This window comes from Hydrogenivirga caldilitoris, from assembly GCF_003664005.1.
GTDB classification, from domain to species: domain Bacteria; phylum Aquificota; class Aquificia; order Aquificales; family Aquificaceae; genus Hydrogenivirga; species Hydrogenivirga caldilitoris.
Genome location: NZ_RCCJ01000001.1, coordinates 1,015,079 through 1,039,703 on the forward strand (window position 1 = coordinate 1,015,079; position 24,625 = coordinate 1,039,703).

At 46.4% G+C, this 24,625-nt stretch carries 27 protein-coding genes; 19 read left to right on the top strand and 8 right to left on the bottom strand.

The window, feature by feature from the left end:
• The first annotated feature begins 37 nt into the window (after nucleotides 1-37).
• Entirely contained in the window at nucleotides 38-400 is a 363-nt protein-coding gene (locus tag BCF55_RS05535) for a hypothetical protein (RefSeq protein ID WP_121011177.1), read from the top strand.
• Here the strand turns inward: BCF55_RS05535 and BCF55_RS05540 are convergent.
• Nucleotides 381-2,336 (bottom strand): cytochrome b N-terminal domain-containing protein, encoded by a 1,956-nt coding sequence (locus tag BCF55_RS05540; RefSeq protein ID WP_211322882.1) that lies wholly within the window; start codon nucleotides 2,334-2,336, stop codon nucleotides 381-383. The two genes, BCF55_RS05535 and BCF55_RS05540, sit on opposite strands and share 20 nt — an antisense overlap.
• Before the next feature lie 185 nt (nucleotides 2,337-2,521).
• Here BCF55_RS05540 and BCF55_RS09690 point away from each other — a divergent pair, with 185 nt between their 5' ends.
• The 11 genes from BCF55_RS09690 (at nucleotide 2,522) to BCF55_RS05590 (ending at nucleotide 13,578) form a co-directional block, all read left to right on the top strand.
• Nucleotides 2,522-2,695: a hypothetical protein gene (locus BCF55_RS09690; RefSeq protein WP_170144757.1), complete on the top strand. Its 174-nt coding sequence runs from the start codon at nucleotides 2,522-2,524 to the stop codon at nucleotides 2,693-2,695.
• 5 nt (nucleotides 2,696-2,700) lie between these two features.
• A complete protein-coding gene (locus tag BCF55_RS05545) occupies nucleotides 2,701-3,231 on the top strand; it encodes a cupredoxin domain-containing protein (RefSeq protein ID WP_121011180.1) in 531 nt (176 codons plus the stop codon).
• Nucleotides 3,232-3,245: 14 nt separating this feature from the next.
• Nucleotides 3,246-4,943, top strand: coding sequence for a cbb3-type cytochrome c oxidase subunit I (locus tag BCF55_RS05550; RefSeq protein ID WP_121011183.1), 1,698 nt, complete (start codon nucleotides 3,246-3,248; stop codon nucleotides 4,941-4,943).
• A gap of 3 nt (nucleotides 4,944-4,946) precedes the next feature.
• Entirely contained in the window at nucleotides 4,947-5,699 is a 753-nt protein-coding gene (locus BCF55_RS05555; protein WP_121011186.1) for an SCO family protein, read from the top strand.
• A 114-nt stretch (nucleotides 5,700-5,813) separates the two neighbouring features.
• Nucleotides 5,814-7,463: a nitrite reductase gene (locus tag BCF55_RS05560; protein WP_121011189.1), complete on the top strand. Its 1,650-nt coding sequence runs from the start codon at nucleotides 5,814-5,816 to the stop codon at nucleotides 7,461-7,463.
• 11 nt (nucleotides 7,464-7,474) lie between these two features.
• Nucleotides 7,475-9,160 (top strand): cytochrome D1 domain-containing protein, encoded by a 1,686-nt coding sequence (locus BCF55_RS05565; protein ID WP_121011192.1) that lies wholly within the window; start codon nucleotides 7,475-7,477, stop codon nucleotides 9,158-9,160.
• Nucleotides 9,144-10,232, top strand: coding sequence for a radical SAM/SPASM domain-containing protein (locus tag BCF55_RS05570; RefSeq protein WP_121013157.1), 1,089 nt, complete (start codon nucleotides 9,144-9,146; stop codon nucleotides 10,230-10,232). Before BCF55_RS05565 ends, BCF55_RS05570 begins: the two co-directional genes overlap by 17 nt.
• Nucleotides 10,220-11,269: a cytochrome D1 domain-containing protein gene (locus BCF55_RS05575; protein ID WP_121011195.1), complete on the top strand. Its 1,050-nt coding sequence runs from the start codon at nucleotides 10,220-10,222 to the stop codon at nucleotides 11,267-11,269. The genes BCF55_RS05570 and BCF55_RS05575 overlap by 13 nt, the downstream gene beginning before the upstream one ends.
• A 3-nt stretch (nucleotides 11,270-11,272) precedes the next feature.
• Nucleotides 11,273-12,037 (top strand): uroporphyrinogen-III C-methyltransferase, encoded by a 765-nt coding sequence (gene cobA / locus BCF55_RS05580; RefSeq protein WP_121011198.1) that lies wholly within the window; start codon nucleotides 11,273-11,275, stop codon nucleotides 12,035-12,037.
• Entirely contained in the window at nucleotides 12,030-13,040 is a 1,011-nt protein-coding gene (gene ahbA / locus BCF55_RS05585; RefSeq protein WP_121011201.1) for a siroheme decarboxylase subunit alpha, read from the top strand. Before cobA ends, ahbA begins: the two co-directional genes overlap by 8 nt.
• A complete protein-coding gene (locus BCF55_RS05590; RefSeq protein WP_170144758.1) occupies nucleotides 13,000-13,578 on the top strand; it encodes a TetR/AcrR family transcriptional regulator in 579 nt (192 codons plus the stop codon). The genes ahbA and BCF55_RS05590 overlap by 41 nt, the downstream gene beginning before the upstream one ends.
• On the opposite strand, the gene BCF55_RS05595 is transcribed toward BCF55_RS05590, so the two are convergent.
• Genes BCF55_RS05595 through BCF55_RS05605 form a run of 3 tightly spaced genes read right to left on the bottom strand, consistent with a single transcriptional unit; the run spans nucleotide 13,567 to nucleotide 16,020 of the window.
• Nucleotides 13,567-13,860, bottom strand: coding sequence for a DUF503 domain-containing protein (locus BCF55_RS05595; RefSeq protein WP_121011207.1), 294 nt, complete (start codon nucleotides 13,858-13,860; stop codon nucleotides 13,567-13,569). The genes BCF55_RS05590 and BCF55_RS05595 overlap by 12 nt on opposite strands.
• Nucleotides 13,854-14,282 carry a nucleoside deaminase gene (locus tag BCF55_RS05600; protein ID WP_245960409.1) on the bottom strand — a complete coding sequence of 143 codons (429 nt, stop codon included), beginning with the start codon at nucleotides 14,280-14,282 and terminating at the stop codon, nucleotides 13,854-13,856. Before BCF55_RS05600 ends, BCF55_RS05595 begins: the two co-directional genes overlap by 7 nt.
• On the bottom strand, nucleotides 14,257-16,020 hold the full coding sequence (locus tag BCF55_RS05605; RefSeq protein WP_121011213.1) for a mechanosensitive ion channel family protein: 1,764 nt from the start codon (nucleotides 16,018-16,020) through the stop codon (nucleotides 14,257-14,259). The genes BCF55_RS05600 and BCF55_RS05605 overlap by 26 nt, the downstream gene beginning before the upstream one ends.
• A 40-nt stretch (nucleotides 16,021-16,060) precedes the next feature.
• Between BCF55_RS05605 and BCF55_RS05610 the strand changes: the two genes are divergently transcribed.
• A complete protein-coding gene (locus tag BCF55_RS05610) occupies nucleotides 16,061-16,735 on the top strand; it encodes a hypothetical protein (RefSeq protein ID WP_121011216.1) in 675 nt (224 codons plus the stop codon).
• A gap of 1 nt (nucleotide 16,736) precedes the next feature.
• Nucleotides 16,737-17,285, top strand: coding sequence for a septal ring lytic transglycosylase RlpA family protein (locus tag BCF55_RS09900; protein WP_274542104.1), 549 nt, complete (start codon nucleotides 16,737-16,739; stop codon nucleotides 17,283-17,285).
• A gap of 1 nt (nucleotide 17,286) precedes the next feature.
• Here the strand turns inward: BCF55_RS09900 and BCF55_RS05620 are convergent, their stop codons facing one another.
• Nucleotides 17,287-17,793 (bottom strand): hypothetical protein, encoded by a 507-nt coding sequence (locus BCF55_RS05620; protein WP_121011219.1) that lies wholly within the window; start codon nucleotides 17,791-17,793, stop codon nucleotides 17,287-17,289.
• Nucleotides 17,794-17,834: 41 nt separating this feature from the next.
• On the opposite strand from BCF55_RS05620, the gene metG reads away from it, so the two are divergent.
• The 3 genes from metG to BCF55_RS05635 all read left to right on the top strand — a co-directional run bounded on the left by metG (nucleotide 17,835) and on the right by BCF55_RS05635 (nucleotide 20,583).
• The gene (metG, locus tag BCF55_RS05625) at nucleotides 17,835-19,316 is read left to right on the top strand and encodes a methionine--tRNA ligase (protein ID WP_121011222.1); all 1,482 of its coding nucleotides are present in this window, start codon (nucleotides 17,835-17,837) and stop codon (nucleotides 19,314-19,316) included.
• A gap of 116 nt (nucleotides 19,317-19,432) precedes the next feature.
• Nucleotides 19,433-20,020: a thermonuclease family protein gene (locus tag BCF55_RS05630; RefSeq protein WP_121011225.1), complete on the top strand. Its 588-nt coding sequence runs from the start codon at nucleotides 19,433-19,435 to the stop codon at nucleotides 20,018-20,020.
• Nucleotides 20,020-20,583: a precorrin-2 dehydrogenase/sirohydrochlorin ferrochelatase family protein gene (locus tag BCF55_RS05635; RefSeq protein ID WP_121011228.1), complete on the top strand. Its 564-nt coding sequence runs from the start codon at nucleotides 20,020-20,022 to the stop codon at nucleotides 20,581-20,583. Before BCF55_RS05630 ends, BCF55_RS05635 begins: the two co-directional genes overlap by 1 nt.
• 7 nt (nucleotides 20,584-20,590) lie before the next feature.
• Here BCF55_RS05635 and BCF55_RS05640 read toward each other — a convergent pair whose 3' ends face one another.
• Nucleotides 20,591-20,935 (bottom strand): hypothetical protein, encoded by a 345-nt coding sequence (locus BCF55_RS05640; RefSeq protein ID WP_121011231.1) that lies wholly within the window; start codon nucleotides 20,933-20,935, stop codon nucleotides 20,591-20,593.
• Nucleotides 20,936-21,022: 87 nt separating this feature from the next.
• On the opposite strand from BCF55_RS05640, the gene BCF55_RS05645 reads away from it, so the two are divergent.
• Nucleotides 21,023-21,565 (top strand): winged helix-turn-helix transcriptional regulator, encoded by a 543-nt coding sequence (locus tag BCF55_RS05645; protein ID WP_121011234.1) that lies wholly within the window; start codon nucleotides 21,023-21,025, stop codon nucleotides 21,563-21,565.
• Here the strand turns inward: BCF55_RS05645 and BCF55_RS05650 are convergent, their stop codons facing one another.
• On the bottom strand, nucleotides 21,566-22,057 hold the full coding sequence (locus tag BCF55_RS05650) for a cytochrome P460 family protein (protein ID WP_121011237.1): 492 nt from the start codon (nucleotides 22,055-22,057) through the stop codon (nucleotides 21,566-21,568).
• A gap of 99 nt (nucleotides 22,058-22,156) precedes the next feature.
• Between BCF55_RS05650 and lipA the strand changes: the two genes are divergently transcribed.
• A complete protein-coding gene (gene lipA / locus BCF55_RS05655) occupies nucleotides 22,157-22,993 on the top strand; it encodes a lipoyl synthase (RefSeq protein WP_121011240.1) in 837 nt (278 codons plus the stop codon).
• On the opposite strand, the gene carB is transcribed toward lipA, so the two are convergent.
• The gene (gene carB, locus BCF55_RS05660) at nucleotides 22,981-24,585 is read right to left on the bottom strand and encodes a carbamoyl-phosphate synthase large subunit (RefSeq protein WP_121011243.1); all 1,605 of its coding nucleotides are present in this window, start codon (nucleotides 24,583-24,585) and stop codon (nucleotides 22,981-22,983) included. The genes lipA and carB overlap by 13 nt on opposite strands.
• Nucleotides 24,586-24,625: the final 40 nt, after the last annotated feature.

Consider the following 24,625-nt stretch of genomic DNA (forward strand, 5'->3'; position numbering starts at 1 on the left):
CCTCCTGTGAGTAAACATTAGTTTATATAATATTCCTGTGGAGTACCTTTTCAATTTTCTCCTCGCCCTCCATGTTTTATCAAATTCAGTCCTTTTAGGCTCTATGTTCATGTTCCTGCTTGTCTGCAAAGCAGATTGTCGGGCTGTACCTGTACACTCCTTCACCCTGAGCTTTTCCCTTCTTTACTTCGTTTCCTTTACGACAGGTTTGTGGCTAGTCATTGAAGTGGGCTTCAGTAAGAGGGAAGTCATCATGTTAACCGGCTTCCTCCTCTCCTTCGGCTCTTTCACCACCATGGTTTCGGTTCGCAAACCTAAAAGCATCTTCTACTCACGTCTATGTGCCCTTAGCTTCCTCTCTTACCTTACCACCTTTCTCCTCACATACCTCCTAAGGTAAAGAAACCCTTTTCCTCATGGTAAGTGATAGCAAGGCTTGTTGCCGGTTTGACCTCTCTCTCAAGCCTGAAAGTGTATGTCTTATCCGGATTCTCAGTTTCTATAACTTTTAACTCAAAGGTGTGTTCGCCTGGCTGGAGTAAAAACTCTTCATAAACGTATATAGACGCATCCTTCCTAAGCCCTCTGGGGTCGTACTTTTTCTTCAGCAGAGGTTTCCCATCAACTAAGAAGGTTACCTCAATGGGAGAGCGTTCCACAGCTATATTCTGCATAGCCTGCATGTGTTTGAGTTTGCTATACGCCTTTCCCCCTTTCCTTACGGGTGATGAACGGTACTTAAAGGTTATAACCGAAAGAGCTTTATCCGCAGGATAAAAGTCTATTCTGTGGGTAGTGAGGGGATAAAAGCTCAGGAAGGGTATGAACAGGATAACGGGAGCGAGGATGTGGTTCAGCTTGCCCCGGGATATTATAGTCACATCCTCTGGAATCCTGTTCTCCCTAAGCTCCTGGAGGAATTTGTCTATATCGGAGCTCACATCTACGACGTTGGGGGCTTCTATCACCCTTACCCTGCCCCTCTCTACGTTCTTGAGTAACCTGGGTCTCCTTTTGCCAGTGAACCTCTCTTCTGTCCACTCAACACCCTCCCTGAAGTAACAGTCTGGTCCATCACAGGACACAAGAAGTACACCGTTGGTGTGTTTTAAGTAGTCCTTTATCCAAACTGCGTTAAGAGCCCCTGCACAGGGGAGTGTGTAAACCTTTATACCTTCCCTCTCCTTGACTTCGGCACCAAAGGGACACCTGAACACAAGGAGTTCAGGTTTGAGACTTTCAACCTCTTTGAGAATTACATCGTAAGGAACCGTAGGAATCACACTTGCACTGTAGTTGCACGAGGCAACGCATATACCGCAACCTGCACACTTGTCCTCTATTACAACAGCCTTCTCCTCTTTTTCACTAACCCTTTTCATGTATATGGCTTCATAGGGGCAGTCTTCAAAACACTGCTTACACCCCTCACACTTGTCTTCTATAACTGCAGCAGCAGGGTTTCTTCTCCCCCTTATGAGCCATGGGAAGACAGCCAGGAGTCCAAAAAAGCCCACAAAAACCACCCAGTTCAAAGATAAAGGAAGCACCTTAAAGAGGGGAAGACCCGTAAGGTAAAACCAGTCAAGACTCATACTAAAAGGGACCTTACCAAGGTCTGCAGGTGGGTCGCTCTTTGCCGGAAAAATCACCGCTATCACAACGGTGTACAGGGTGAGAAGAATCATAAGGTACCTTGGTGGAAAGAGTCTGGGTCTTGATATCCTCATAACGTGAACCCAGAGGGTAAAGATGAGAAGTATTGTTATAGCTATGTGACCAAACAGGAGAATCCTGAATAGACCCCCGAGGTTCTTTACATCTGTTCCAAGAAAGGCACTCATAAGTGCGTGTCCGAATATCGGTATAACGCTGAAGAACTTTGCCGTAAGAAGACCTGTGAGCTGAGCCCTTTCATCCCAGACGAGGAGATAGCCTGATAAACCTATGACTATAAATATCAAAAGCGTTCCAACACCTGAAACCCATGCCACCCACCTGAACATCCTGAACCTGTCGGTGAGTATCATATGGAGCATGTGGAGGACGGCAAAAAGTATAAGTCCGTCCGAGGAGTACCTGTGCACACCTCTCATTAAGCTACCAATGGGCGAAGAGGATATGGCTTCAACAGATTGGTAAGCGCTCTTGGGGTCAACTTTGTAGAATAGGAACAGGTATATACCCGATATAACATCAATGATAAGCAGGAATACGGTTATAGCCCCAAGGTAATAGATGGGATTCAGCTTTGAAGAATATACAGCGCTCAGGGCGTAAGATAGGCGCTGCATGAACCTGTAAGTAGGGCTTATAGTAACTATCTCCGTTGCCACTTTTACAACCTCCTCCTGAAAGTAATTACATACTCACATCTCCTTCTATACATAATAAGAAAAAGAGACCTAATAATCATAAAAAATTCTTATAGGTAAGGTAAGAAGAATTTATAGAAATGTGAGTAAAAGGTCGTAAACTAAGTTATAGGGTGAGTGAATAAACATTTACGGAGGTGTCAGGGATGAGTACGGAGAGGAAAACGCCTTTCTTGCAACTGGTATTTGACGACTTTATTCTCCTGCTGTTCTTGGGGGTTGCAGTTTATGCGATCTCCTACCTGATATGGGGGCTTATAGAATTGGCATGGCTCCCGCCTATACCAAGTGAGATAAAAGAAGCTCTTTTAGGGAGGTAAGTGTCATGGCTATTCTTCCTCCATCAGAAGGCTGGTTTCATCAGAAGGTAGCAAAGGACGAAAAGATATGGATGGTCCTGGCGTTTCTAATGTCCTTATTCCTGTTCTTCTGGATGATAATTTGGCACGTCTACGCAAAGCAAAACCCTTCCTTTGTAACCTACAAGACAACACCTGAGGAGTTTTATGCTTTAACGGAAGCGTTTGTAAACAAGTACAAAGTAGGTGAGGAAAACGGGATACCGGTGGTAAAACCCCCGCCCGGGAGTGACGTCTTTCTCCTGGCTCAGCAGTTCAGGTGGTACCCTGCCCTAGTTCTTAAGAAAGGGGAAGAGTACAGGCTTCATATATCTTCCCTGGATGTCCTTCACGGTTTCTCCCTTCAGCCGGTTAACATGAACTTCATGGTTTATCCCAAGTACGACTACGTTTTGACCTTCAAGCCCACATCGGCTGGAGAATACGCGATAGTTTGCAATGAGTTCTGCGGCATAGGGCATCACATGATGATAGGAAAGATAGTTGTTGAAGAATAAGGGAGGTGAAAGCTATGGCTGTTGCTGTTGAAGGTGGTGAGAAGTGGTTTAGGACCTGTGATGTCACGGGTTTCAAGGTAGATGTCAGGGCTGAGAAGATAGCCAAGGTGAACGCTGTTATGGCGGTTGTCTCCTTTCTTATAGCGGTTATCGCTGCACTCCTTCTGGTCTTCACAAGATGGCAGTTGTTTCATATTCTTCCCGTTGACTGGTATTACAGGGTTTTAACTCTACACGGCCTTGACGCTCTGGTCTTTTGGATAATCTTTTTTGAGCTTGCAGCTCTTACCTTCGCATCAACCGCATTTTTAAACACCAGGATGTCCTCTCCTGCAGCGGGATGGCTCGGAACTTTACTGGCAATAGTAGGTTGGCTCCTTGTAAACTACACGATACTCGCAGGTCAGGCGGACGTTCTGATGACCTCTTACGCACCCCTAAAGGCTCACCCCCTCTTTTACTTAGGGATGATACTCTTTGCGGTCGGAGCACTCGTTATAGTAACTACCTTCTTCGCCAACCTTATGATATGGAGAAGGGAGAACCCAGGACAGTCTTTACCACTCTTCGTCTATGGTCTCATGGCAGCTGCTATAATCGCAGTTATAACCATAGTCTCCGGTGCCATAATCTACATACCGACCTTCTTATGGTCCCTGGGAATCATAAAAGATATAGACCCGGCTGTTTATAAATTGGTATGGTGGGGTCTTGGACACCCCTCCCAGCAGATAAACGTTGCAGCCCATGTTTCCGTATGGTATCTCCTTGCCTTTTTGACAGTTGGCGGTACATCTATAAACGAAAAGGTAAGCAGATTTGCCTTCGTACTTTACATCGTTGCTATAAACGTTGCCTCTGCCCACCATCTCCTCGTTGACCCCGCAGTGAGCCCTGTCTGGAAGGTATGGAATACCAGCTACGTTATGTACCTTGCAGTATTCGCATCTATGATCCACGCCTTCGCCGTTCCCTCCGCCATAGAGGTTGCACAGAGGAGAAAGGGATTCACCAAAGGTCTCTTTGAGTGGTTAAAGGCCGCCCCGTGGGGTAACCCAGGATTCTCAGGGCTTATGCTCTCTCTGATAATCTTCGGCTTCATAGGCGGTATAACAGGCGTTGTGAACGGGATGGAGCAGACAAACATAATTGTCCACAACACCATCTCGGTAACCGGTCACTTTAAGGGAGCAGTTGTTGGTGGAACAGCTTTAGCCTTCATGTCAGTTACTTACTACCTCATACCTCTCCTCTTCAGAAAGAAGATAGCCTTCTACGGAGTGGCGAAGTACGTTCCCTGGCTCTTCGGAATAGGTATAGCTATACTTGGGGTCTCCATGTACATACTCGGAGCCTTTGGGGTTCCAAGGAGACACTGGGACATAACCTTCTCCGGAGGACCGTTCACTTATACATTCAACCCTGTAACGGATTTCTTCTGGGCTCTCTTTGGACTGGGCGGAGCACTTGCAGTTATAGGAGCGTTGATATGGATACTTCAGGTGGTTGTCTCCGTCTTCTTTGGACAACCTTTCAACGGACCCAAAGACCTGCAGATTCCCATAGCGGAGCCTCCTCCTCCGGCTAAGGGAGAACACGAAGGCTTTGCGGCTCCGGGGACATTCGTTCTGGTTCTGCTGTTCATGGTCACCTTCATCATATTCGTTGCCCTTAACTACGGTTGGCTTTCCGCCATGTGGGAGGTCAAGTAACCCATGGCTCCCCTCCTTGCCTCCCTTCTTTTTCTTCTTTCCTTTTTATCCTTCTCTCAGGACATAACGCCCAACGCAGAAGTAGTTCTCGGCAGGGAGGTTCCTAACGTAATCCTCACAGATTCAAAGGGAAAGAGGTTGAGCCTTAGGGAACTTTCTGAAGGGAAACCTGTTCTTTTAAGCTTCATATATACGAGATGTACCTCCTCCTGCCCCCTGATAGTTCAAAGGCTCAGGGAAGCCCTCTCCCGAATTGACTCAGAGGACTACAAGGTGGTTCTCGTGGACTTTGACGATAGAGATACCATCTCGGAGCTGGGAAAGTTTGTGAAGCAGAGGCAAATATACGAGCCAGGTTGGAGTGTAGTCCTCGTGGAAAGCAAGCAGCTTATGTCTCTCACAAGAACCCTTGACTTTAAGTTTTTCTACGACAAGGAGACCGACATGTTTGCCCATCCCAACGTGCTGATCGTCCTCTCTCCCAAGTTAAAGGTTACGGGATACATACTGGGTATATCTTACGACCCCCAGAGGCTATCTGCCCTTTTGAAAGAAGCCCGTGAGGAAAGGGTTTCAATAAACCCCATAAAAGGTTTGTTACTCAAGTGCTTTAGGTTTGACCCTGTAACTGGCACCTACAGTATTGACTGGTCTTTCGTGGCTATGGTCTTGGGCGGGCTTATCCCCATAACGGTGATGTTTTACTACGTGGTTTTGAAGAATATCCTACTTGGGTTCAGGAGGGCAACCGGATGAGTTCTTTTGTTGGTTCTAATATTTACGAGTTAATGGTCATTAACTTATTGACAAAGACGTCCTGTGAATGTATGCTTACTTATATGACATATATCAGGAATAGGAGGTGTTGTCATGAAGTCGTTTAAGCTCGGTCTGGCAGCAGGAGTGCTAACGTTGGGTGCCAGCCTGGTAGCAGGTGCCGCGGAGGTCCCAAAACTCACGCCGGAAGAGATGAAGAAAGCCTCTCAGATATTCTTTGACCGGTGTGCAGGATGTCACGGGATGCTCAGGAAGGGTGCAACGGGACCGGCCCTCACGCCGGATATAACGAGGCAGAGGGGACTTCAGTACCTTGAGACGATAATCACCAACGGAACACCGGGAGGAATGCCCGACTGGGGAAGACAAGGCATACTCACGAAGGACGAGATCAAGCTACTTGCGAAGTTCCTTATGCACGAGCCCCCTGAACCTCCACTGATGTCTCTTGCAGAGATGAAGAAGTGGTGGAAGGTTTACGTCCCACCCGAAGCCAGACCTACAAAACCTGAGCACAACCTCAACTGGAAGAACTTCATGGGAATCATACTCAGGGATGTAGGTAAGGTAGCTATAGTTGATGGAGATACGAAGAAGCTTGTCAGCATAGTGGATACTGGATTTGCTGTCCACATATTCAGATCTTCAGGGACGGGAAGGTACTTCCTCACCATAGGAAGGGACGGAAAGGCAACCCTCATAGACCTCTGGCTCAAGAAACCCGACAAGGTCGCGGAGGTGAAGGTCTGTTACGACGCGAGGTCCATAGATACGAGCAAGTATAAAGGACCCAGAGGTGACTTCATGGACAAGCTTGCCATAGTGGGATGCTACTGGCCTCCAAGCTTCGTTCTCCTTGACGGGCAGACATTAGAGCCTATTAAGATAGTGGACACAAGTGACTACACTTGGGATACCAACGAGTACGTGAGAGAGGCAAGGGTAGCCTCCATAGTCGCCTCCCACCACGACCCAGAGTGGATAGTCAGCAACAAAGAACCAGGAAAGGTTCTCATAGTCAATTACGAAGACCCCACAAACTTAAAGATGCATTACATTGACGCGGAGAGGTTCCTCCACGACGGTGGTTGGGACATGTCTAAGAGATACTTCCTGGTTGCTGCCAACATGAGGAACAAGGTGATAGTTATAGATTCCGTTGAGAAGAAGTATGTTGCAGAGATAGAGACTGGTGTAAAACCACACCCTGGAAGGGGAGCTAACTTCGTCCACGCAAGGTACGGACCCGTATGGTGTACGGGACACCTTGGTTCCAACAACGTAGCTTGCATAGGAACAGACCCGATCAACAGGTCAAGGTACGCCTGGAAGCTCGTTGCCAACATTGAACTCCCCGGACCCGGTGGAGGAACGCTCTTCATCAAGACACATCCCGAATCCCCCCACATATGGGTTGACAGACCCCTCAGCGCCGAGCCGAAACTCCAGAGAGAGCTCTACGTTATAGACAAGGACAGCCTCAAGGTTATAAAGACGATAAACGTTATAGAGGAGCTTAAGAAGAAGGGCTACAAGAACATAGACGGAAGGGTCGTTCATCCAGAGTTTGATATGTACGGCAAAGAGGTATGGGTCTCCGTGTGGGGTAGAAAGGATAAGCCCACCGCACTGGTTGTCTTTGACGACAGGACGATGGAGATAAAGGAGGTAATAACCGGGGACTGGGTAAGGACTCCGACGGGCATATTCAACGTATACACAACGACCAACGATATCTATTGAGGTGAAATGACATGGCCTCTCTCATCTCACTACGCTCCCTCGCCCCCTCCCTTCCCCTTTTCTTTTTTCTTTTTTCCTTTGCAGACGATGGGAGAGGTATATACCTAAAACACTGTGCTTCCTGTCACCATGAGGACAGGATAGGAAGAACAGCTCCTCCTCTCCTACCAGAGTTCCTCGGGAAGAAAAACGACGATTATCTTGTAAGGGTTATAAAGGAAGGAATTCCCGCATCCAGCATGCCTTCTTTCGGGTTCCTCTCCGAAAAGGACGTCAAGAAATTGATAGATTTCATTAGGAAACCCTCTCCTCACTTGATCTATACACTGAAGGATATAGAGAACAGTTATACAAAGTTAGAAGGTAATACTAAGAAACTTGGTATAAAGGACGTTAAGAACCTCATCGTTGCGGTTGATAGAGGCTCCAGAAAAGTATCCCTGATTGAAGAAAGCCGTGTTCTTGATAGCTTCCCTTTTGGGAACGTCCATGGAGGTGTAAAGTTCTCCCCTGGGGGTAGGGACTTTTACGTACCCGCAAGGGACGGATGGATAGCCCATTACAGTGTTGAAGAGGGAAGACTGAAGGAGAAGATAAGAGCCTGTATTTACCTGAGAAATATAGCCCTTTCACCATCAGGTAACAGACTTCTGGCAAGCTGTGTCTTACCCAAATCGCTCCTCTTGATGGACAAAAACCTCAAACCCTTAAAGAAGATAGAGCTGGAGGGAAGACCGGGGGCAGTTTACGAGCTGAACAAGAGCGGACACTTTATACTGACCTTCAGGGATAAGCCATACGTGGCTTTAGTAAATCAGGAAGGGGATATCCTTTATAAGCGCATAGATAGCCCTTTAGAGGACTTCTTCATAGACCCCCTTGAAAGGTTCATAGTGGGCAGCTCAAGAAAAGAGGGGAAGCTGTTAGTTTACGAGCTTGAATCCCTAAAAAAGGTATTTGAAAGAGAGGTACCAGGGCTTCCTCATCTCTTCTCTGCAAGCTTCTGGTACACAGGAGGAAGCTTTTACTTCGCCACCCGTCACATAGGTTCAACAAAGGTAAGTATATGGAGAATGTACGATTGGGAGTTAGTCAAAGAGATAGACACGGGAGGGAAAGGCTTTTTTGTCAGAACGAACTCCAAGGTTCCTGACCTGTGGATAGATAACGGTGGCGGTGAGTTTATCCTCATTGATAAGAAGAGCCTTGAGGTAAAGAGGTTTAAAGCTTCAGAGGGTGGACAGGCAACCCATGTGGAGTTTTCCGCTGACGGGAGGTTCGCGTATGTGAGCGTGGTGGGGGGTAAAAGGGGGCTTTACCTTTACGACCCTTTAAGCCTTGAACCCTTAGGCAAGATTCCGGCGGAATACCCTGTTGGGAAGTACAACTTTGTAAATAAAAGCAGGAGTTTTGATACCGTCCAGCTTGGTTATCAGGTTTTTATGGAAAAGTGCTGGGGCTGCCACCATACGACAAAGGAAGCCTTTGGACCTCCGTTCAAATGGATCGCCAAACATAGGAACAAAGCTCAAATAGTTTCTCAGATGCTTAACCCTGAAGAAACGGCAAAACTACTGGGATACGATAGGAACGCGATGCCAAAGATAGCCCTGTCTCCGGAGGAGGTAGAGGTCCTGCTTTCTCTGATAGAGAGTCTTAAGGGGGATGAGGAGGATAAACATGCTAAGACTGAGTGAGTTTATCAGGAAGGCTCTGGGGGAAGATAGGTACAGGCCGTTTCCAGGAGTTATACTCATATGGAACTTAACCAACCGATGCAATCTCTACTGCAAGCACTGTTACTCTTCTGCCAATCAGGAAACCAAAGGAGAGCTTTCCCTCACGGATATAGAGAGAGTTGCTGGGGAACTGGTAGAAGAGAATGTAAGGTTTGCAATTCTGTCTGGCGGAGAACCCCTTCTGAGAGGAGACATATACGATATAGCAGAGGTTTTGAAGGGAAAAGGAATTAAAACTTACCTGTCTACCAACGGACTCCTTATAAACCAAGATAACGTTTACAGGATAAGAGATAGCTTTGATTACGTCGGCATAAGCATAGACGGAACCCCCGAAATCCATGACTCCTTCAGGGGAAAGAGACACTCCTTTGAAGAAGCTCTAAACGCCTTAAGATTGTGTCAGAGAATCGGTATAAAGGCAGGTCTTAGGTTCACACTAACAGAGCAGACAGCTGGCTCCCTGCCCTTCATCTTTGAGCTCGTTGAGGAGATAGGTGTTCCTAAAGTCTATATATCCCACCTCGTTTACTCAGGAAGGGGGCAAAAACTTAAAGACGTTGATAAGAAAAGGTACAGGGAACTCGTGGAGTATATAGTCAGTAAAGCCTTTGAGTTTGTTGAGGAAGGCAAGGAAGTAGATATAGTTACAGGTAACAACGAGGCGGATGCGGTAGTACTTCTCAAGGAGTTTGAAAAGAGATACCCTGACAAGAAGGAAAAGCTGCTGGAGATATTGAGAAGCTGGGGAGGCAACCAGGCAGGTGTCAGATTGGTAAACATAGATTACAGAGGGAATGTAAAGCCAGACCCCTTCTTCTTCCACAGTCTTGGAAGCTTGAGAGAAAGAAGCTTCTCGGAGATATGGAACTCTAATGGTTTACTCTCTAAGCTAAGAGAAAAACCCAGGACTATAAAGGGTAGATGTTCAAACTGTCCTTACCTGGACATATGTAACGGAAACTCAAGAGCTAGAGCCTACTTCTCCTATGGAGATTACTTTGCGGAGGACCCGGCATGCTATATCTGATAGCCCTTCTTCTATCTGCCTTTGCATACGCTGAAAAGGTTTACGTTGTGGAAAGAGAACGGGGAGCGGTTGCCGTGGTTGAAAACGATAAACTCAAGGGTGAGGTAAAGAACTTAGGAAACCTCAACCACGCAACACTCAAGTTTTTAGGGAGTAAGGCTTTTGTGGTCAGCAGGGACGGCTTTCTATCAAGCGTAGATACAGACAAAGATAGTCTCATGGGAAAAGTAAAGGTGGGAGACAGCACCATCGGGTTCACCTTCTGTGAGGGAAAGATTGTTGTAGCCAATTACTCTCCCCACACGGTTGTATTTCTCAGTCCGGAGCTGGAAATCCTGAGGGAGATAGACACAGGTTCAAGGAACGTGGGTATAAAGAGCTATAAGAACCTTTTGACCTTTGCCCTTATGGATAGAGACCAAGTATGGGTACTTGACTGCAAAGATTACAGGAAAGTCAAAGTCTTTGAAAACGTGGGAAACATGCCCTTTGATGCCCTTTTATCCGGAGAAAGCTACCTTGTAGGCTTCTTCAAAGAGAGTTCTGTTGGCGTAGCGAACCTCAAGGACCTGACTTACAGAAAGGTAAGTTTCAGAGCTGAAAAGGGTGAGGTAGTTTTCAAGATCCCCCACTTTGGTCTGTGGGGTGTGTACGGGAAGAAAGCTTACATACCTGCAGTTGGTGAAAGAAGAGTTCACATAGTGAACCTGGAAAGCTTTGAGTATGAAGGAAGCATAGAGCTTCCAGGGCTACCTGTTTTCGTTTCCGTATCACCGGACGGGAAGTATGTGGCGGTCAATTACAGCGGGGACATGGAAGACTACCTGACGCTTATAAACCGGGGGGAAGGGAAAGTAATCAGGACAGAGAAACTTGGGAAGAGGATTCTCCACTTCCGATTCACATCTGATGGGAAGTTCATTTATCTGTCCTCGTATTACGAGAACAGGTTGAAGAAGGTCAGCGTTCCTGAGTTGAAGGTGTTAGGGGAGGTAAATGTTCCAACGCCTTCGGGTGTCTTCATCAAGGGAGGTTGAGCTATGGGAAAGGTTTACCTTGTAGGTGCAGGTCCGGGAGATCCAGAGCTTCTTACTCTGAAAGCCGTCAGGGTCATATCTGAAGCCGATGTGATACTCTATGATAGGCTTATCGGAGAGGAGGTATTAAACTTCGCAAAGCCTGACTGCAAGCTAATCTATGTTGGAAAGGAAGACGGCAAGCATACGATACCTCAGGAGGAAATAAACAAACTCCTCGTTTACTACGCCAGTACCCATAGGAACATTGTCAGGCTGAAAGGCGGAGACCCCTTTGTATTTGGAAGAGGAGGAGAGGAAGCTCTTTACCTGAAAGAGCACGGAATACCTTACGAGGTTGTACCTGGCGTGAGCTCCGCATACTCCGTTCCGGCTTATGCTGGAATACCCCTGACATTTCGGGGAATAGCCTCCTCCTTCGCTGTTATCACTGGTCATGAATGTACGGGCAAAGAGAAGAGAGTAAACTGGAGGGCATTCGGAAGCATAGATACCCTTGTGATACTTATGGGCGTGAAGAACAGGCAGAGGATAGCCAAAGAGCTTATTGAAGCGGGAAGAGTTCCTGATGAGCCCGTTGCTTTCATTGAGAGGGGAACTACCAATGAGCAAAGGACTGTAATCTCAACCCTGAGAGAGGTGGCAAGTAATCCACCTGAGGTTAAACCGCCTGCAATTATGGTCGTGGGAGAAGTCGTACGACTTCAAAGTGATATAAGCCAGCTTTTAGAAAACGTAAAAAATTATGAGGGGGCATACCATGCTTAGGGAAGAGCTTTTAAAGGAAATACAGTCCAACATCCCTATAGTAAGCAGACCCTTTAAGTACCTAGGTGAGAGACTGGGCGTGGACGAGGGTGAAGTTATAAAGGCTGTTAAAAGTTTGAAGGAGGAGGGCATAATTCGGCAGGTATCTCCCATCTATGATACAAAGGCGGCAGGATATGACAGCTCCCTGGTAGCCTTCAAAGTTCCCAGAGACAGGATACTGGAGGTAGCCAAGCTTGTTAACACCCATCCCGGAGTGAGCCATAACTACGAGAGGGAGCATGACTTCAACCTCTGGTTCACCCTTGCGGTACCCCCCGACGGAGAGATGAGCCTGGAGGAAACTGTATCCCTGCTGGCAAAGCTTGGAAAGGTAGAAGGCTATGTGGTACTTAGAACCCTAAAAACTTACAAGATTGGAGTAAAACTGGACTACAAAGAACTCACGGAGAGAGAGGAAGTAAAGATACAAGACAGAAAAAAAACACAGCTAACCGAGCTTGAAAAGGAGGTAATAAGGGTATCCCAGAAGGATATTCCCCTCGTAGAAGCACCCTTTGCAGAGCTTGCAAAAACGCTGGGTGTAACTGAAGAGGAGTTCCTGCAAACGCTAAGGGTCCTCCAAAACAAAGGAGTTATGAGAAGATTCTCGGCGATCCTCTTTCACAGGAGGGCAGGCTTTAGGGCAAACGGCATGGCAGTTTGGAGAGTCCCCGAAGATAGGATTGACCAGATAGGAATCCACCTCGCTTCTTATAAGAGTGTGTCTCACTGCTACTGGAGAACCACAAACCAACACTGGAGCTACAACCTGTTCTCAATGATACATGGAAAAACCAAGGAGGAAGTTCTCTCCTTTGTAGAGAAAGTAGGAGAGGAGGTGGGAATATATGACAGGGAGACTCTCTTCTCAACGAGGGAATTCAAAAAGAGGAGGGTTGAACTCTTCTCGGAGGAGTTCTATGAGTGGGAGAGAGAGAAACTCAGTTTACATACCTACTAAGGAAAGGATAATGTCCGCTGCACTGAGGCTCTTTTCTCTAAAGGGCTTCAAGGGGACAACCGTAAAGGACATAGCTAAGGAGGTAGATATAACCGAGGGAGCCATATACAGACACTTCAGCAGCAAGGAAGAGATAATAGAGAGCCTTTTTGAGAGGATCACCGAAGAAATAAGGAAACTTGTGAAAGAGAGGGTCCTTACAAAAGAAGATATTGCCTCTCAAGGGGAAGCCCTTGCAGAAACTCTTCTTAGCTATGCCTTTGACAACCCCGACTCCTTCAGATTTCTGACCGTGTACCACATACTCCATGAGAACGGTCAGAAGGAGAAACTCCCTGGAAGCAGGCTCTTGGAGGCTTTCAGAGAAGCGTATAGAAGGAAGAAGCTCAGGACACTTCCTGAGGTCGCCTTCAGCATAGTAATAGGTTCAGTTGAGAGGCTCTTCATACTCTGGGAACTGGGCATAGTTAAAGTCCAGAGAGAGGTTCTCCTGGAAGAGCTGAGGTCCGCAGTAAGGAAGGTTCTATCAGACCCCTAAATTCATCAGTTCCCTCCTCGTCTCCAGAAGCAGGTGTGCCCAATTCCTTTCCACAAAGCTTTCAATTTTATCTATGGTTTCCTTCACCTGGGAGACATCACTTCCCGCAACGGCAACACCTATACTGCTCCTCTGCCAGAGCTCCTGATTATCTACCTCAGATACGGAAACGTTAAAGTTACTCCTAAGCCTGTCCTTTATGGACTTTATCTCCTTCCTCTTTCCCTTCAGAGACCCCGAATCGGGTATATACAGCTCAAGTATCAGAACTCCGACTACCATCTCTTCTCTCTGAAGAATTCCCTAAGTAATCTACCACAGTCCTCACAAGGTTCGTAAACCCACCTCACCCTGTGGTTCAATCTTTCATCGTCAAGCAGGTTATAGAGGCTCATAACCCCTCCGTGCTTTACATCCGGAGCTCCAAAAACTACCTTGTCCACTCTGAAGAGGACAAGGGCGTAAGCACACATTATGCAAGGCTCTAACGTGACGTAGAGCTCACACCCTGTTAATCTCCAGTCTCCGAGCCTGCTTGAAGCTTCTCTGAGCGCCAGAAGCTCTGCATGGGCTGAGGCATCCTTCAAACTTTCCGTGAGGTTATGGGCACGGGCTATAATCCTGTTCTCCTTTACAACCACACAGCCCACCGGCACCTCTCCCAGGGCGATAGCCTTCTCAGCCTCCCTGAGAGCTTCCCTCATGTAATCCTCTTTCATTTATCTCTACCCTTAAGGGGTTTTTGAACCAGAGGTCTCTCTGAGGGAACGGCACTTCTATGCCTTCCTTCTTTAGCTCTTCCCAAGCTTTAAAGTATATCTCGCTCCTCAGAGCTTTCATCCTCCAGAACTTTCTGATATCCACCCAAACGAGCAGGTAGAATATGAGGGCGCTGTCTCCCATCTCATAAAACCAAACGTTAGGGGGTGGCTCTTTAAGAACAAGCTCACTTTCCTGGGCTACTTTAAGAAGGACCTCCCTAACCTTCTGGGGGTCGGAGGAGTAGGAGACGCCAAAGGGAATTCTCACCCTTATGTAGGGGTCCGAGAGGGAGTAGTTCACTATCCTCCCGGATACGAATTCGGAATTGGGAATGGCTATTTCCACGTTGTCTGTAGTCCTGACAACTGTAGTGAGTATATTTATGTTCACCACCTGCCCAAAGATAGTACTCCCACTCCTGCCTATAGCGGAGCCGGCGTTGCCTTCAATCTCAACCAGGTCTCCCACCTTTATGTTCTTACTAAGAAGAAGTATAAACCCGCTGATATAGTTGTTAAATATGGTTTGAAGACCAAAACCCAAACCTATGCCCAGGGCTCCGGCGAAGGGGATGAGAACCTTCCAGGTCAGACCGAGATGGGTAAGAGCTATAACCACCGACAGGAGTATTCCCAGGTTTGATATCAAAGCTCTGAGAGAGCCTGCCTCCACTTCTTTATCCTTTCTTATGAAATACAGGTAGACTAAGTTTTTAAGAAGAGAAACGGAAGTAAAGAGAAGAACCAGTATATAAGTACTTTCTAACAGGGAGAGGAGAGATATCTTCACAAGCTCGGTGTTTACAATAAACAGCTTGCCCAGTACACCCCTGACAGGGTCAAGCCCAAAGATAACATCAAGACCCTTATAAAGGATAAAGAGAGAAAAGGTGTTTAAAAACCTTCTGAGGTCTTTCCTTAGCAGTTGGAAGTTTGTTCCCAGTTTCCTTTCAAGGTTTATAAGAAGGTAAGCCTGTATGAAGAAGTAACCGAAAAGCACCCCGGCAAGCAGAAACAGCTTAAGTAAGAAAGACTGAGAAAGCCTAAAAGTGCCCAGAACCCACCCAATAGAAAGGGCTAAGTAAAGGACAAGAAATGCGAGTTTTCCCCTCCGGAGAGTCCTTCTGAGAACCTCGCTTCCTATGATCACGGCAAGGTGAGAGTACACCTTTATTACGAATAGGGAAACCAAACTGGCAAAAGACACCTTGAAACCCAAAGAGTACAGGTCCTGAAGCTTCCCAAGATGGTAGGATATGTTCTGAAGGAAAAGCAGGAGTGAGTTAACCACCAGAAGGGCGTAGAAAAGAAGAACAGAAATCCTGCCAAAGGGAAGGTGCGCTCGCAAGTATGAGAACAACCCTCTTACAACCTCAAAGTACAGGAAAGCAAAAAGAAACAGAAAGAGGTCAACATCAGAAAACTTCTGGTACAACAAGAACGAAGCTCCGTAAAGTATAAGGAGGGAAAAAATATCGGCTGGTACATTCAAACCCTTTTCTCTAAGGGGTCTTGTAAAGTTCACAGTCAAGAGCTTAAGGAATAGGTAAGCTCCAGAGAAAGCCAAAAAGAGCACAAGCTCCTGTAGAGGGTTTTGAGCTATATCCGTTAGATAGGATGCGAGCAATGCCAGCGTATCAGATAGAATTTTATAAATGTTGTTAACCGTTTCCTGTATCATAATGTTTTCGTAAGTAATATTTTAATTCCAGGAGGAAGATATGAAACTTCAAACCGCCGTCAGGTCAGAATCCCATATAGAGGATGTCAAACAGTTTCTTAAGAAGCATTATCCGGAAAAGTACTCTCCCATAGAGAACTGGCAAGAGTTGAGCATAAAGCTCCACGCTGAGCCTATAGGGGAAGGCAATTATATCGTTCTCATGGAGGTTCCCGAGGAAGATTTTGCAAAGTTAACCGATATATTTCCCTCAGAGGAAGAGGCGCTGGGTGCTTTTATGACTACCGCTCAGGAAGCAGGCTGGGAAATCGTCCCCCAGTCTTACGTTGTATACCACGCTGAATTTGAAGGAGACCTCTTGATAGCGGCTGTGAAAACCGAAGAGGGCATATCCAAACACGACCAGCTGCACCTTGAGGAGATGATTCAAAAGATGCTAAGGTATCCGAGGGTTATCGTGTACTCAAGTGATGTTCTCACCTATATAAAAGACCTATACCCTGAGGTGGACAGCAAGGCTTATATAGTATCCAGGGAGATAGCCAGGGCAGTTGGTAGAGCACCGGAACTGGAAGATATAGCAAAGCTGTACGGAAAGGATGTTTCTACTTTAGAGGGTAAGCTTGAGCTTATAGAAGAGCTGCTCAGAAACCCTGTAAAGTTACCGGGCGGAGAGGTTAACATAAAGCCATACTACTATCCTGTGGAGGTGTGAGTTGAGGTTCACAGCCCTGTTGTTGTTTATACTCTGTTCAGCTATGGCGAGCGAGGGGCTATCAGACCTTAGCCTCAAAAAAAGCAAGAGGAGCACGCTGGTAGAAGTTAAAGAGTTTAGGGAAACCGTTTCGGAGCTTTTAAGAGAGGAGTATAGGGAGATAGCACCGGGCATAAAGGTGAAGAAGGAATGTAAGGTGGAGAAGGGTATAGCCTCCTGGTACGGAGGGAGGTTTCACGGAAGAAAAACCGCAAATGGGGAGATATACGACCTGTTCAAATTTACTGCTGCTTCAAGGACTTTACCCTTAGGGACTTATGTCCTTGTGAGAAACGAGGAAAACGGTAAGGTTGTAACTGTGAGAGTGAATGACAGGGGACCCTATGTGGACGGTAGGATAATAGACCTTTCCCAGGCGGCAGCCTATAAGCTCGGTATGATGCTTGATGGAGTGGCTATGGTTCAAGTTATACCCCTCAGGTGCTTATCGTCCGAATCTTTAACGAAATACTATGACAGCATAATACTTGACATAGCTAACACTTACTGAATTACGTAGAGCTCATGAATTTATAGTTTAGGTTCCTTATTCTGTTCAAATTCTCCAAGAGCATATCCTCAATGTAAGGATTAAAGGATATTACAACCACATCCCTTCCAAACCCTGTACTTTCAAGAATCTCCCTGGCATTGTTTAGAAATTCTCTCAAAACATCGTCCATCTCTATCTCAAAGGGCGCTCCCAAAAAGTGGTGGCTCATACCCAGATAGCTTCCAGGCTTCATCCTAACCATCAACCTTACGGGATTAAGGGACTCTATAAGCCTCTGGGTTTCATAAGCATACTGCAATCCAAACATAAGCATTGCATCTGTGACTATATGGTTGGAGGACAGAGAAATAAACTGTCTGAAGCCCGTCTCCTTGAAATCCAGTTTCAGGTTATCCCTGGTGGTCTCTACCCAGTGGGGGTGAGGTTTTGAAATAAGCCAAAAAACCTTTTCAGGGGTAAAGCTGTCTCCTTCCATCTCCCCCCATAACATGATTATGTCAGCCATAGAAATAAATATAAGGGCAATTGCTCTATAATACTTCTCCCATGAGTAAGTTTTACGTGACAACACCTATTTACTACGTCAACGATGTCCCCCATATAGGACACGCCTATACTACTATCGCCGCCGATACCTTGGCAAGGTTTCACAGGCTGAGAGGTTATGAGGTTTTCTTCCTTACAGGCACGGACGAGCACGGATTAAAGATACAGAAGTCTGCTGAAGAGAAGGGTATAAGTCCCAAGGAACTTGCAGATATAAACTCAGAAAACTTTAAAAAGCTCTGGACGTTCTTAAACATTGAATACACAAAGTTCATAAGAACTACAGACCCAGAACATGTTGAGCTTGTCAAAGAGGTTTTCCAGAAAAGCTACGAAAGGGGAGATATATACCTGGGTGAGTACGAGGGTTGGTACTGCGTGGGGTGTGAAGAGTTCAAGTCCGAGATGGAGCTTGCCGAGGGTAACACCTGTCCGATACATCTTAAACCTTGCGAGTACATAAAGGAACCTTCCTACTTCTTTAGGCTGAGCAAGTATCAAGAAAAGCTCTTAGCTCTTTATGAAAGCTATCCCGATTTCATAAAACCCGATTACAGAAGAAACGAAATAGTCTCCTTTGTAAAACAGGGATTGAAGGACCTTTCGGTAACAAGACCGAGAAGCAGGGTGAAGTGGGGTATCCCAGTACCCTTTGACGAAGAGCACACCATATACGTGTGGTTTGACGCCCTCTTCAACTATATATCCGCTCTGGGTACAGAAGTTCACAAATACTGGCCTGCAGACCTGCACATAGTTGGTAAGGACATACTCCGCTTTCATACGGTTTACTGGCCCTCATTCCTTCTCTCCGTTGGCTATGAGATACCGAAGACAGTTTTCGCTCACGGCTGGTGGACTGTTGAGGGAAAGAAGATGTCAAAGTCTTTAGGGAATGTGGTTAATCCCTATGAAGTGGTTGAAGAGTACGGACTGGATGAAGTCAGGTATTTTCTGCTGCGGGAGGTACCTTTTGGGCAGGACGGAGACTTTTCAAAGGAGGCTATACTCAACAGGATAAACGGAGAGCTTGCAAACGAGATAGGAAACCTATTTAGCAGGGTGGTATCAATGAGCATTAAGTATCTGGGAGGTAGAGTTTCCGGTAAGGCTGACCAGGCTTACGTGGAGTTCGCCCAGGAGGTTATCGGAAGTTACGAAGAGAACATGAGGGACGTAAATTTTTACAGAGCTATTGAAGAGGTATTGAAGCTGAGCTCCTTCCTGAACAAGTATGTGGATGAAAAGGCTCCATGGGAGCTTGCTAAGAGAGGAGATGAGAAGCTTAAGGACGTCCTGTACACACTTGTTGACGGACTTTTCATACTTCACTACCTGCTGACACCTATTATGCCTGGTAAGATGGAGCTTGCCAGAAGGATGCTCGGCGTGGAGGAGGTGCCTCAGGAGATAAAGCCTTCCAGCTTCCCTACCTATAGGCTCGGAGAAAGACAAATACTCTTTCCCAGAAGGGAAGCTTGACTTTCCCTCTGAGGATAAGCCACAGGGTCGTTGAATCCAGCTCGTAAGCCCTCATGGTTTTAATTTTCGCCCTAAAAGACGTTAAGTTTAGTGAATTTTCCCCTTAAAATAGTCTTATGCCGAGAAAAAAGATACCTCTTCGCTGGAGGGGTTTTTCTTACCTTTTAGTTCTACTCATACTATATGCCTTCTACCAATTGATAGGTGAACAGTTCAAGGAAATCGGGGGAGGAGAGGAAAAAACATTTCAGGAGAAGGTTTCCTGTGAGGTAACTAAGGTTTACGACGGTGATACCTTTGAGTGTAAGCTTGAGAACGGGGAAAGGGTAAAAGTAAGATTGATAGGCATAGATACGCCCGAAAGCAAGAGGAATAAAAAAGCCTACAGAGATGCCCAGAGGAGTGGCAAATCTGTTGAGGAGATAGTGCGCCTTGGACGGAAGGCTGCCGAATACACGGAGAGGCTTATTCCCCCAGGGACGGTCGTATATCTGGAGACAGATGTTCAGGTTCACGATAAGTATGGCAGGCTCCTGGCTTACGTTTACCTGCCCGATGGCAGAATGCTTAATGAGGTTCTTGTGGAAGAAGGTTACGCAACTGTTTACACGTTCCCTCCAAATGTAAAGTATGCCCAACGCTTCGTTGAGCTTCAGAGGAAAGCTGTCAAGGAAGGGAAAGGTCTCTGGGCGGAGGGTATGTGATGCCTCTGTTCCCTGTTTTCGTTGACCTCTCAGAGAAAAACGTGCTTGTGGTTGGTGGTGGTAAGGTTGCAACCCGAAAAGTTCAAAACCTTCTGGTTTTTACGAAGAAGATAACCATCGTTGCACCTTCAATAAGGAAGGAGCTAAGAGCGTTGATAAAGGAGAACAGACTTTCTCTCAGGAGGAGAAAATTCCTTGCATCAGACCTCAGAAACAAAGATGTTGTTATAGTAGCGGTTGATGACCTTAAACTCCAGGAGAGGATATTCACGCTGTGTGAAAAGAGGAAAATTCTATGTAACTCCGTAGACTCACCTAAATTCTGTAACTTCATATTTCCCTCTCTAATAGTAAGGGATGAGCTCGTAGTGGGCATAAGCACCGGTGGGAGGGCTCCAGCTTTATCAAAGAGAATCAGAGAATTTATAGAAGGTTGCCTTCCGGAGAATGTTGAAGCTGTGCTTAAAAAACTGGCACAGGAGAGGGAGAAATTACCTAAAGGAGAGAAGAGGCAGAAGTACATATCAGAGCTCACTGAGAAGCTCCTTCCCATGAAGCGGTAGCAGAACCTTAATAACCCTGCATTATGTATCTGTAAAACCTGTCAGCTATCCTTATAACTTCCTCTTCTTCGGTGACACCCTTTGACAGGGCAAGGTTGACCGCATTGGTAAGAGCGTTCATCCTGGCTATCCTGCTCTCCCTACCGTCGGGAGTGGAACCCTCTCCTTCAGCTTCATAAACTCCCGACACCAGCCATCTACCCCCGTTGTCCTTCAAAAACTTAACCTCATACTCCCTTCCGGCTTCAATCTCCTCGTGGGGTAAACCTTCATAAGTTTCAGCAAAGTCAACCCACTGCCCCTTAATCTTGAGTCCTCTTCTGTTTACGCCCTCAATTAACCTTTTAGGCATAAAAAACCTCCTAATACATAAGTTATTATCAAACCTGTAAAAATTCAACATAAGGCTGTTTCGTGAAGCCAAGTCTATATTTAAACCATGGAGGGAAGGAGCCTTCTGTACTGCAAGTGGGCTATACAGATAGTGTTAAATCTGATAGAGGGACAGAAAAGGCCCTCAGAGTTACAGAGAGCTATAGAGGGTATAAGGGAAAGGGTACTTTACGATAGGCTCTCAAAGCTGCTTAAGGGAGGACTTCTGGGAAAGTGGACAAACAACGGTTACCCAAAGGAATCTTACTATTACCTCAAGAATCCTGAAGAGTTCAGGGTTCTTGCCAACTGGCTGTCTTCGGTGGAACTCTCTGTTGAAGGCCTGGTAAAGCTCTTCTCCTGTAAGTGGACTCTCAGGTTAATGGAGAACCTATCTGAGTTCAAGAGCCCTTCGGAGCTTAAGAGAACCCTCACAGGCATATCGGACAAGGTGCTTCAGGAAAGGCTGAAAAAACTTGAGCAGATGAACCTAATCCACAGAGAAGTGCTACCTTCAAAACCCCCAAGGGTAGTTTACTCTTTGAATGAAAGGGGAAGGGGTGTGCTCCCTGTACTGCTCAAAATGGAAACCTTCCTTCTGAAAGATTGATCACTCCGTCCATACGGAGAAAACAAAGTCCTTATCTCTCACCTGTGTATGGCAGGAATGGCAGTCAGCAGCCATATTTTTTACCAGAGAGGCGCCCTTTCCGTCGTAGGCGAAGTAACCCCACCCGTCTGTATCCTTGTACTTCCTGCCGTCTTTTACCATAAAGGCGACTATCCTCTTAGCACCTTCAACGTAAGCGGTATTGTTGTCAACAGGTTTGTGCTCATAGAAGGTTATAGCTATAACAGTTCCATCTGGAAACTTTCTTTTGTTTGTCTTCTTTATGGTGCTTAGACCTTTATCGTTCACGTATACGTGGTGTATTCCCGAAAAGGGGTTGTACAGGGGATGCCTTTCATCAAAAATGACCATGCTCTTAACATGGTTCCAGCTCCTGTACTGCTCAGGAGAAACTTTAAAGGTCTTTTCTCCAGCAAGTAGGAAAGAGAGAGCTCCGAGCGCTGCGATTCCAAGAATTGTGTACCTCTTCATGACCCACCTCCTGGGCTTTAATTTCTTAAGTTGTTGATAAATGTCAATTTCTGATATTCAGGTTCGTTACTTACCACTTTTTCAGTATATTCTTTACCTATGAAACCTGTTATAGAGCTTTCAAAGGTGAACGAGGTTAAAAAGCTACTTAGACGAACCAAGCTCAACACTGTATGCGAAGAGTCCAGGTGTCCAAACATATCCGAATGCTTTTGGAACAGGACCGCAACCTTTATGATTCTTGGAGACAGGTGTACTAGAGGTTGTACCTTCTGCAACGTAAAGAGGAAATACCCACAACCTGTTGATCCTGAAGAACCTTACAGACTCCTTGATGCGGTCAGGAAACTTGACCTTAAGTACGTCGTGATAACCTCAGTTACCAGGGATGACTTACCTGATGGGGGAGCTTCCCACTTCGCAGAGTGCATAAGAGTTCTGAAGGAAAACGTACCTGACGTGAAAGTAGAGGTTCTGGTGCCCGACTTCAGAGGAAGGAGGGAGGCTCTTGAAAGGGTTCTCCGTGAGGGTCCTGATGTGCTCAACCATAACATAGAAACAGTAAAGAGGCTTTACCCAAAGGTGAGGATAGGCTCAAGCTATGAACGGAGCTTGAACCTTTTAAAGGTAAGCAAGGAGGTAGCTCCCCATATACCTACCAAATCTGCCCTGATAGTTGGCTTTGGGGAGACGATGGAGGAGGTATTGGAAGCGATGGCCGACTTGAGGAGTGTAAATTGCGATTTCCTTACAGTCGGTCAGTACTTTGCCCCTTCCCTAAAACACTATCCCGTTATAAAGTTTTACTCCCGCGAGGAATTTTCCCTCTTGGAGAGGGAAGCTTACTCTTTAGGTTTCAAGTTCGTTGCCTGCGGTCCTGAAGTCAGGAGTTCTTACAGAGCCTTTGAAGGTTGGCTTGCCTCTCAGAGGTCTTGAAGGGCGTATATCCTTAAACTTTCACCTTTCTCCTTTAATCTCCTATAACTTCTTATCCCCGCAAGTATGGCGTATCCACCTCTGACAGTGGTTGTGTAGGGAATTCCGTACTGAATAGCTGCCCGTCTTATAAAGTAGGCATCACTTACCTCACGCCTCCCTGAAGGCGTGTTTATAACAAGGTGTATCTGTCCGTTGGTCATGAGGTCAACTACGTGAGGTCTCCCTTCCGACAACTTCAATACGTGCTCCGAATCCACACCTCTCTCTTTGAAGAACCTGTGGGTCCCCGTGGTTGCATATACCTTGAACCCCAGCTCAATAAAACCCTGCGCCAATTCAAGAACTTTGTCTTTATCCCTGTCGGCAACGCTTATGAATACGTTGCCATTCTCCGGAAGTCTGCTACCCGCAGCGAGCTGGGCTTTGTAAAAGGCAAGACCAAAGTCTTCGTCTATACCCATAACTTCTCCGGTGCTTTTCATCTCTGGACCGAGGAGCGGGTCTACCTCAGGAAACCTGTTCCATGGAAAAACAACTTCCTTTACGGTGTAAAGCTTTCTATCTCTTTCCACAAAGTCTGATGCCACGTGGGTTCTCTCATTCTCAATCAACTCAAAAACCTGAGGGACAAGCTCCCTTAACTTCTTACCTAGGGAGACCTTTGCCGCAATTTTCGCAAGGGGGTAGCCTATAGTTTTGCTAACAAAGGGGACCGTCCGGGAAGCCCTCGGATTAACTTCCAGAACGTAAATATCCTTACCATAAACCGCAAACTGCAGGTTTATAAGTCCTCTGACTTCCAGAGCTTTAGCTATCTCCTTTGATTGCCTCTTGACTTCCTCAATTATGTCCTCTTCCAGGGTATATGGGGGTATTGAAGCGGCGCTGTCCCCTGAGTGAACTCCGGCCTCCTCTATGTGTTCCATCACGGCTCCTATGAGGACATCTCTCCCGTCTGCCACCGCATCCACATCAAGCTCAACACTATCGCTCAAATACTTATCTATGAGTATGGGTCTTTCATAACTCACACTTACGGCCTCTTCCAGATAATCAAGTAAATCCTCATCTCCATAGACTATCCTCATCGCTCTACCACCAAGCACATAGGACGGTCTAACAAGGACAGGATAGCCTATCCTGTTTGCTACCTCCAAAGCCTCCTCTTTACTCTTTGCTGTTCCGCTCTCGGGTTGTTTCAAGCCAAGGTCAATTATCAATCTTCTGAAAAGCTCTCTGTCCTCAGCCCTATCTATACTCTCGGGAGAAGTTCCCAGTATACTTATCCCTTCTTTCTGTAAAGGGAGAGCGAGCTTTAAGGGTGTCTGACCTCCAAACTGGAGGATAACTCCGTCAGGCTTTTCCCTTTCTATTATCGCAAGGACGTGTTCAAGGACTATCGGTTCAAAGTAGAGCTTATCTGCGGTGTCGTAGTCGGTAGAAACGGTCTCTGGGTTACAGTTTACCATTATGGCTTCATAACCTTCCTCTTGGACCGCAAAGACGGCATGGACGCAAGCGTAATCAAATTCTATTCCCTGTCCTATTCTGTTGGGACCGCTTCCGAGGATGAGAACCTTTCCTCTCATTAAAGAACTTATTTTAAACTGAAAAGGGTGTTGGGGAGAT

Coding starts and splice junctions, on each gene's coding strand:
- BCF55_RS09690 (WP_170144757.1), top strand. CDS start 2,522: ATGAGTACGGAGAGGAAAACGCCTTTCTTGCAACTGGTATTTGACGAC.
- BCF55_RS05545 (WP_121011180.1), top strand. CDS start 2,701: ATGGCTATTCTTCCTCCATCAGAAGGCTGGTTTCATCAGAAGGTAGCA.
- BCF55_RS05550 (WP_121011183.1), top strand. CDS start 3,246: ATGGCTGTTGCTGTTGAAGGTGGTGAGAAGTGGTTTAGGACCTGTGAT.
- BCF55_RS05555 (WP_121011186.1), top strand. CDS start 4,947: ATGGCTCCCCTCCTTGCCTCCCTTCTTTTTCTTCTTTCCTTTTTATCC.
- BCF55_RS05560 (WP_121011189.1), top strand. CDS start 5,814: ATGAAGTCGTTTAAGCTCGGTCTGGCAGCAGGAGTGCTAACGTTGGGT.
- BCF55_RS05565 (WP_121011192.1), top strand. CDS start 7,475: ATGGCCTCTCTCATCTCACTACGCTCCCTCGCCCCCTCCCTTCCCCTT.
- BCF55_RS05570 (WP_121013157.1), top strand. CDS start 9,144: ATGCTAAGACTGAGTGAGTTTATCAGGAAGGCTCTGGGGGAAGATAGG.
- BCF55_RS05575 (WP_121011195.1), top strand. CDS start 10,220: ATGCTATATCTGATAGCCCTTCTTCTATCTGCCTTTGCATACGCTGAA.
- cobA (WP_121011198.1), top strand. CDS start 11,273: ATGGGAAAGGTTTACCTTGTAGGTGCAGGTCCGGGAGATCCAGAGCTT.
- ahbA (WP_121011201.1), top strand. CDS start 12,030: ATGCTTAGGGAAGAGCTTTTAAAGGAAATACAGTCCAACATCCCTATA.
- BCF55_RS05590 (WP_170144758.1), top strand. CDS start 13,000: ATGAGTGGGAGAGAGAGAAACTCAGTTTACATACCTACTAAGGAAAGG.
- BCF55_RS05595 (WP_121011207.1), bottom strand. CDS start 13,860: ATGGTAGTCGGAGTTCTGATACTTGAGCTGTATATACCCGATTCGGGG.
- BCF55_RS05600 (WP_245960409.1), bottom strand. CDS start 14,282: ATGAGGGAAGCTCTCAGGGAGGCTGAGAAGGCTATCGCCCTGGGAGAG.
- BCF55_RS05605 (WP_121011213.1), bottom strand. CDS start 16,020: ATGATACAGGAAACGGTTAACAACATTTATAAAATTCTATCTGATACG.
- BCF55_RS05610 (WP_121011216.1), top strand. CDS start 16,061: ATGAAACTTCAAACCGCCGTCAGGTCAGAATCCCATATAGAGGATGTC.
- BCF55_RS05620 (WP_121011219.1), bottom strand. CDS start 17,793: ATGGCTGACATAATCATGTTATGGGGGGAGATGGAAGGAGACAGCTTT.
- metG (WP_121011222.1), top strand. CDS start 17,835: ATGAGTAAGTTTTACGTGACAACACCTATTTACTACGTCAACGATGTC.
- BCF55_RS05630 (WP_121011225.1), top strand. CDS start 19,433: ATGCCGAGAAAAAAGATACCTCTTCGCTGGAGGGGTTTTTCTTACCTT.
- BCF55_RS05635 (WP_121011228.1), top strand. CDS start 20,020: ATGCCTCTGTTCCCTGTTTTCGTTGACCTCTCAGAGAAAAACGTGCTT.
- BCF55_RS05640 (WP_121011231.1), bottom strand. CDS start 20,935: ATGCCTAAAAGGTTAATTGAGGGCGTAAACAGAAGAGGACTCAAGATT.
- BCF55_RS05645 (WP_121011234.1), top strand. CDS start 21,023: ATGGAGGGAAGGAGCCTTCTGTACTGCAAGTGGGCTATACAGATAGTG.
- BCF55_RS05650 (WP_121011237.1), bottom strand. CDS start 22,057: ATGAAGAGGTACACAATTCTTGGAATCGCAGCGCTCGGAGCTCTCTCT.
- lipA (WP_121011240.1), top strand. CDS start 22,157: ATGAAACCTGTTATAGAGCTTTCAAAGGTGAACGAGGTTAAAAAGCTA.
- carB (WP_121011243.1), bottom strand. CDS start 24,585: ATGAGAGGAAAGGTTCTCATCCTCGGAAGCGGTCCCAACAGAATAGGA.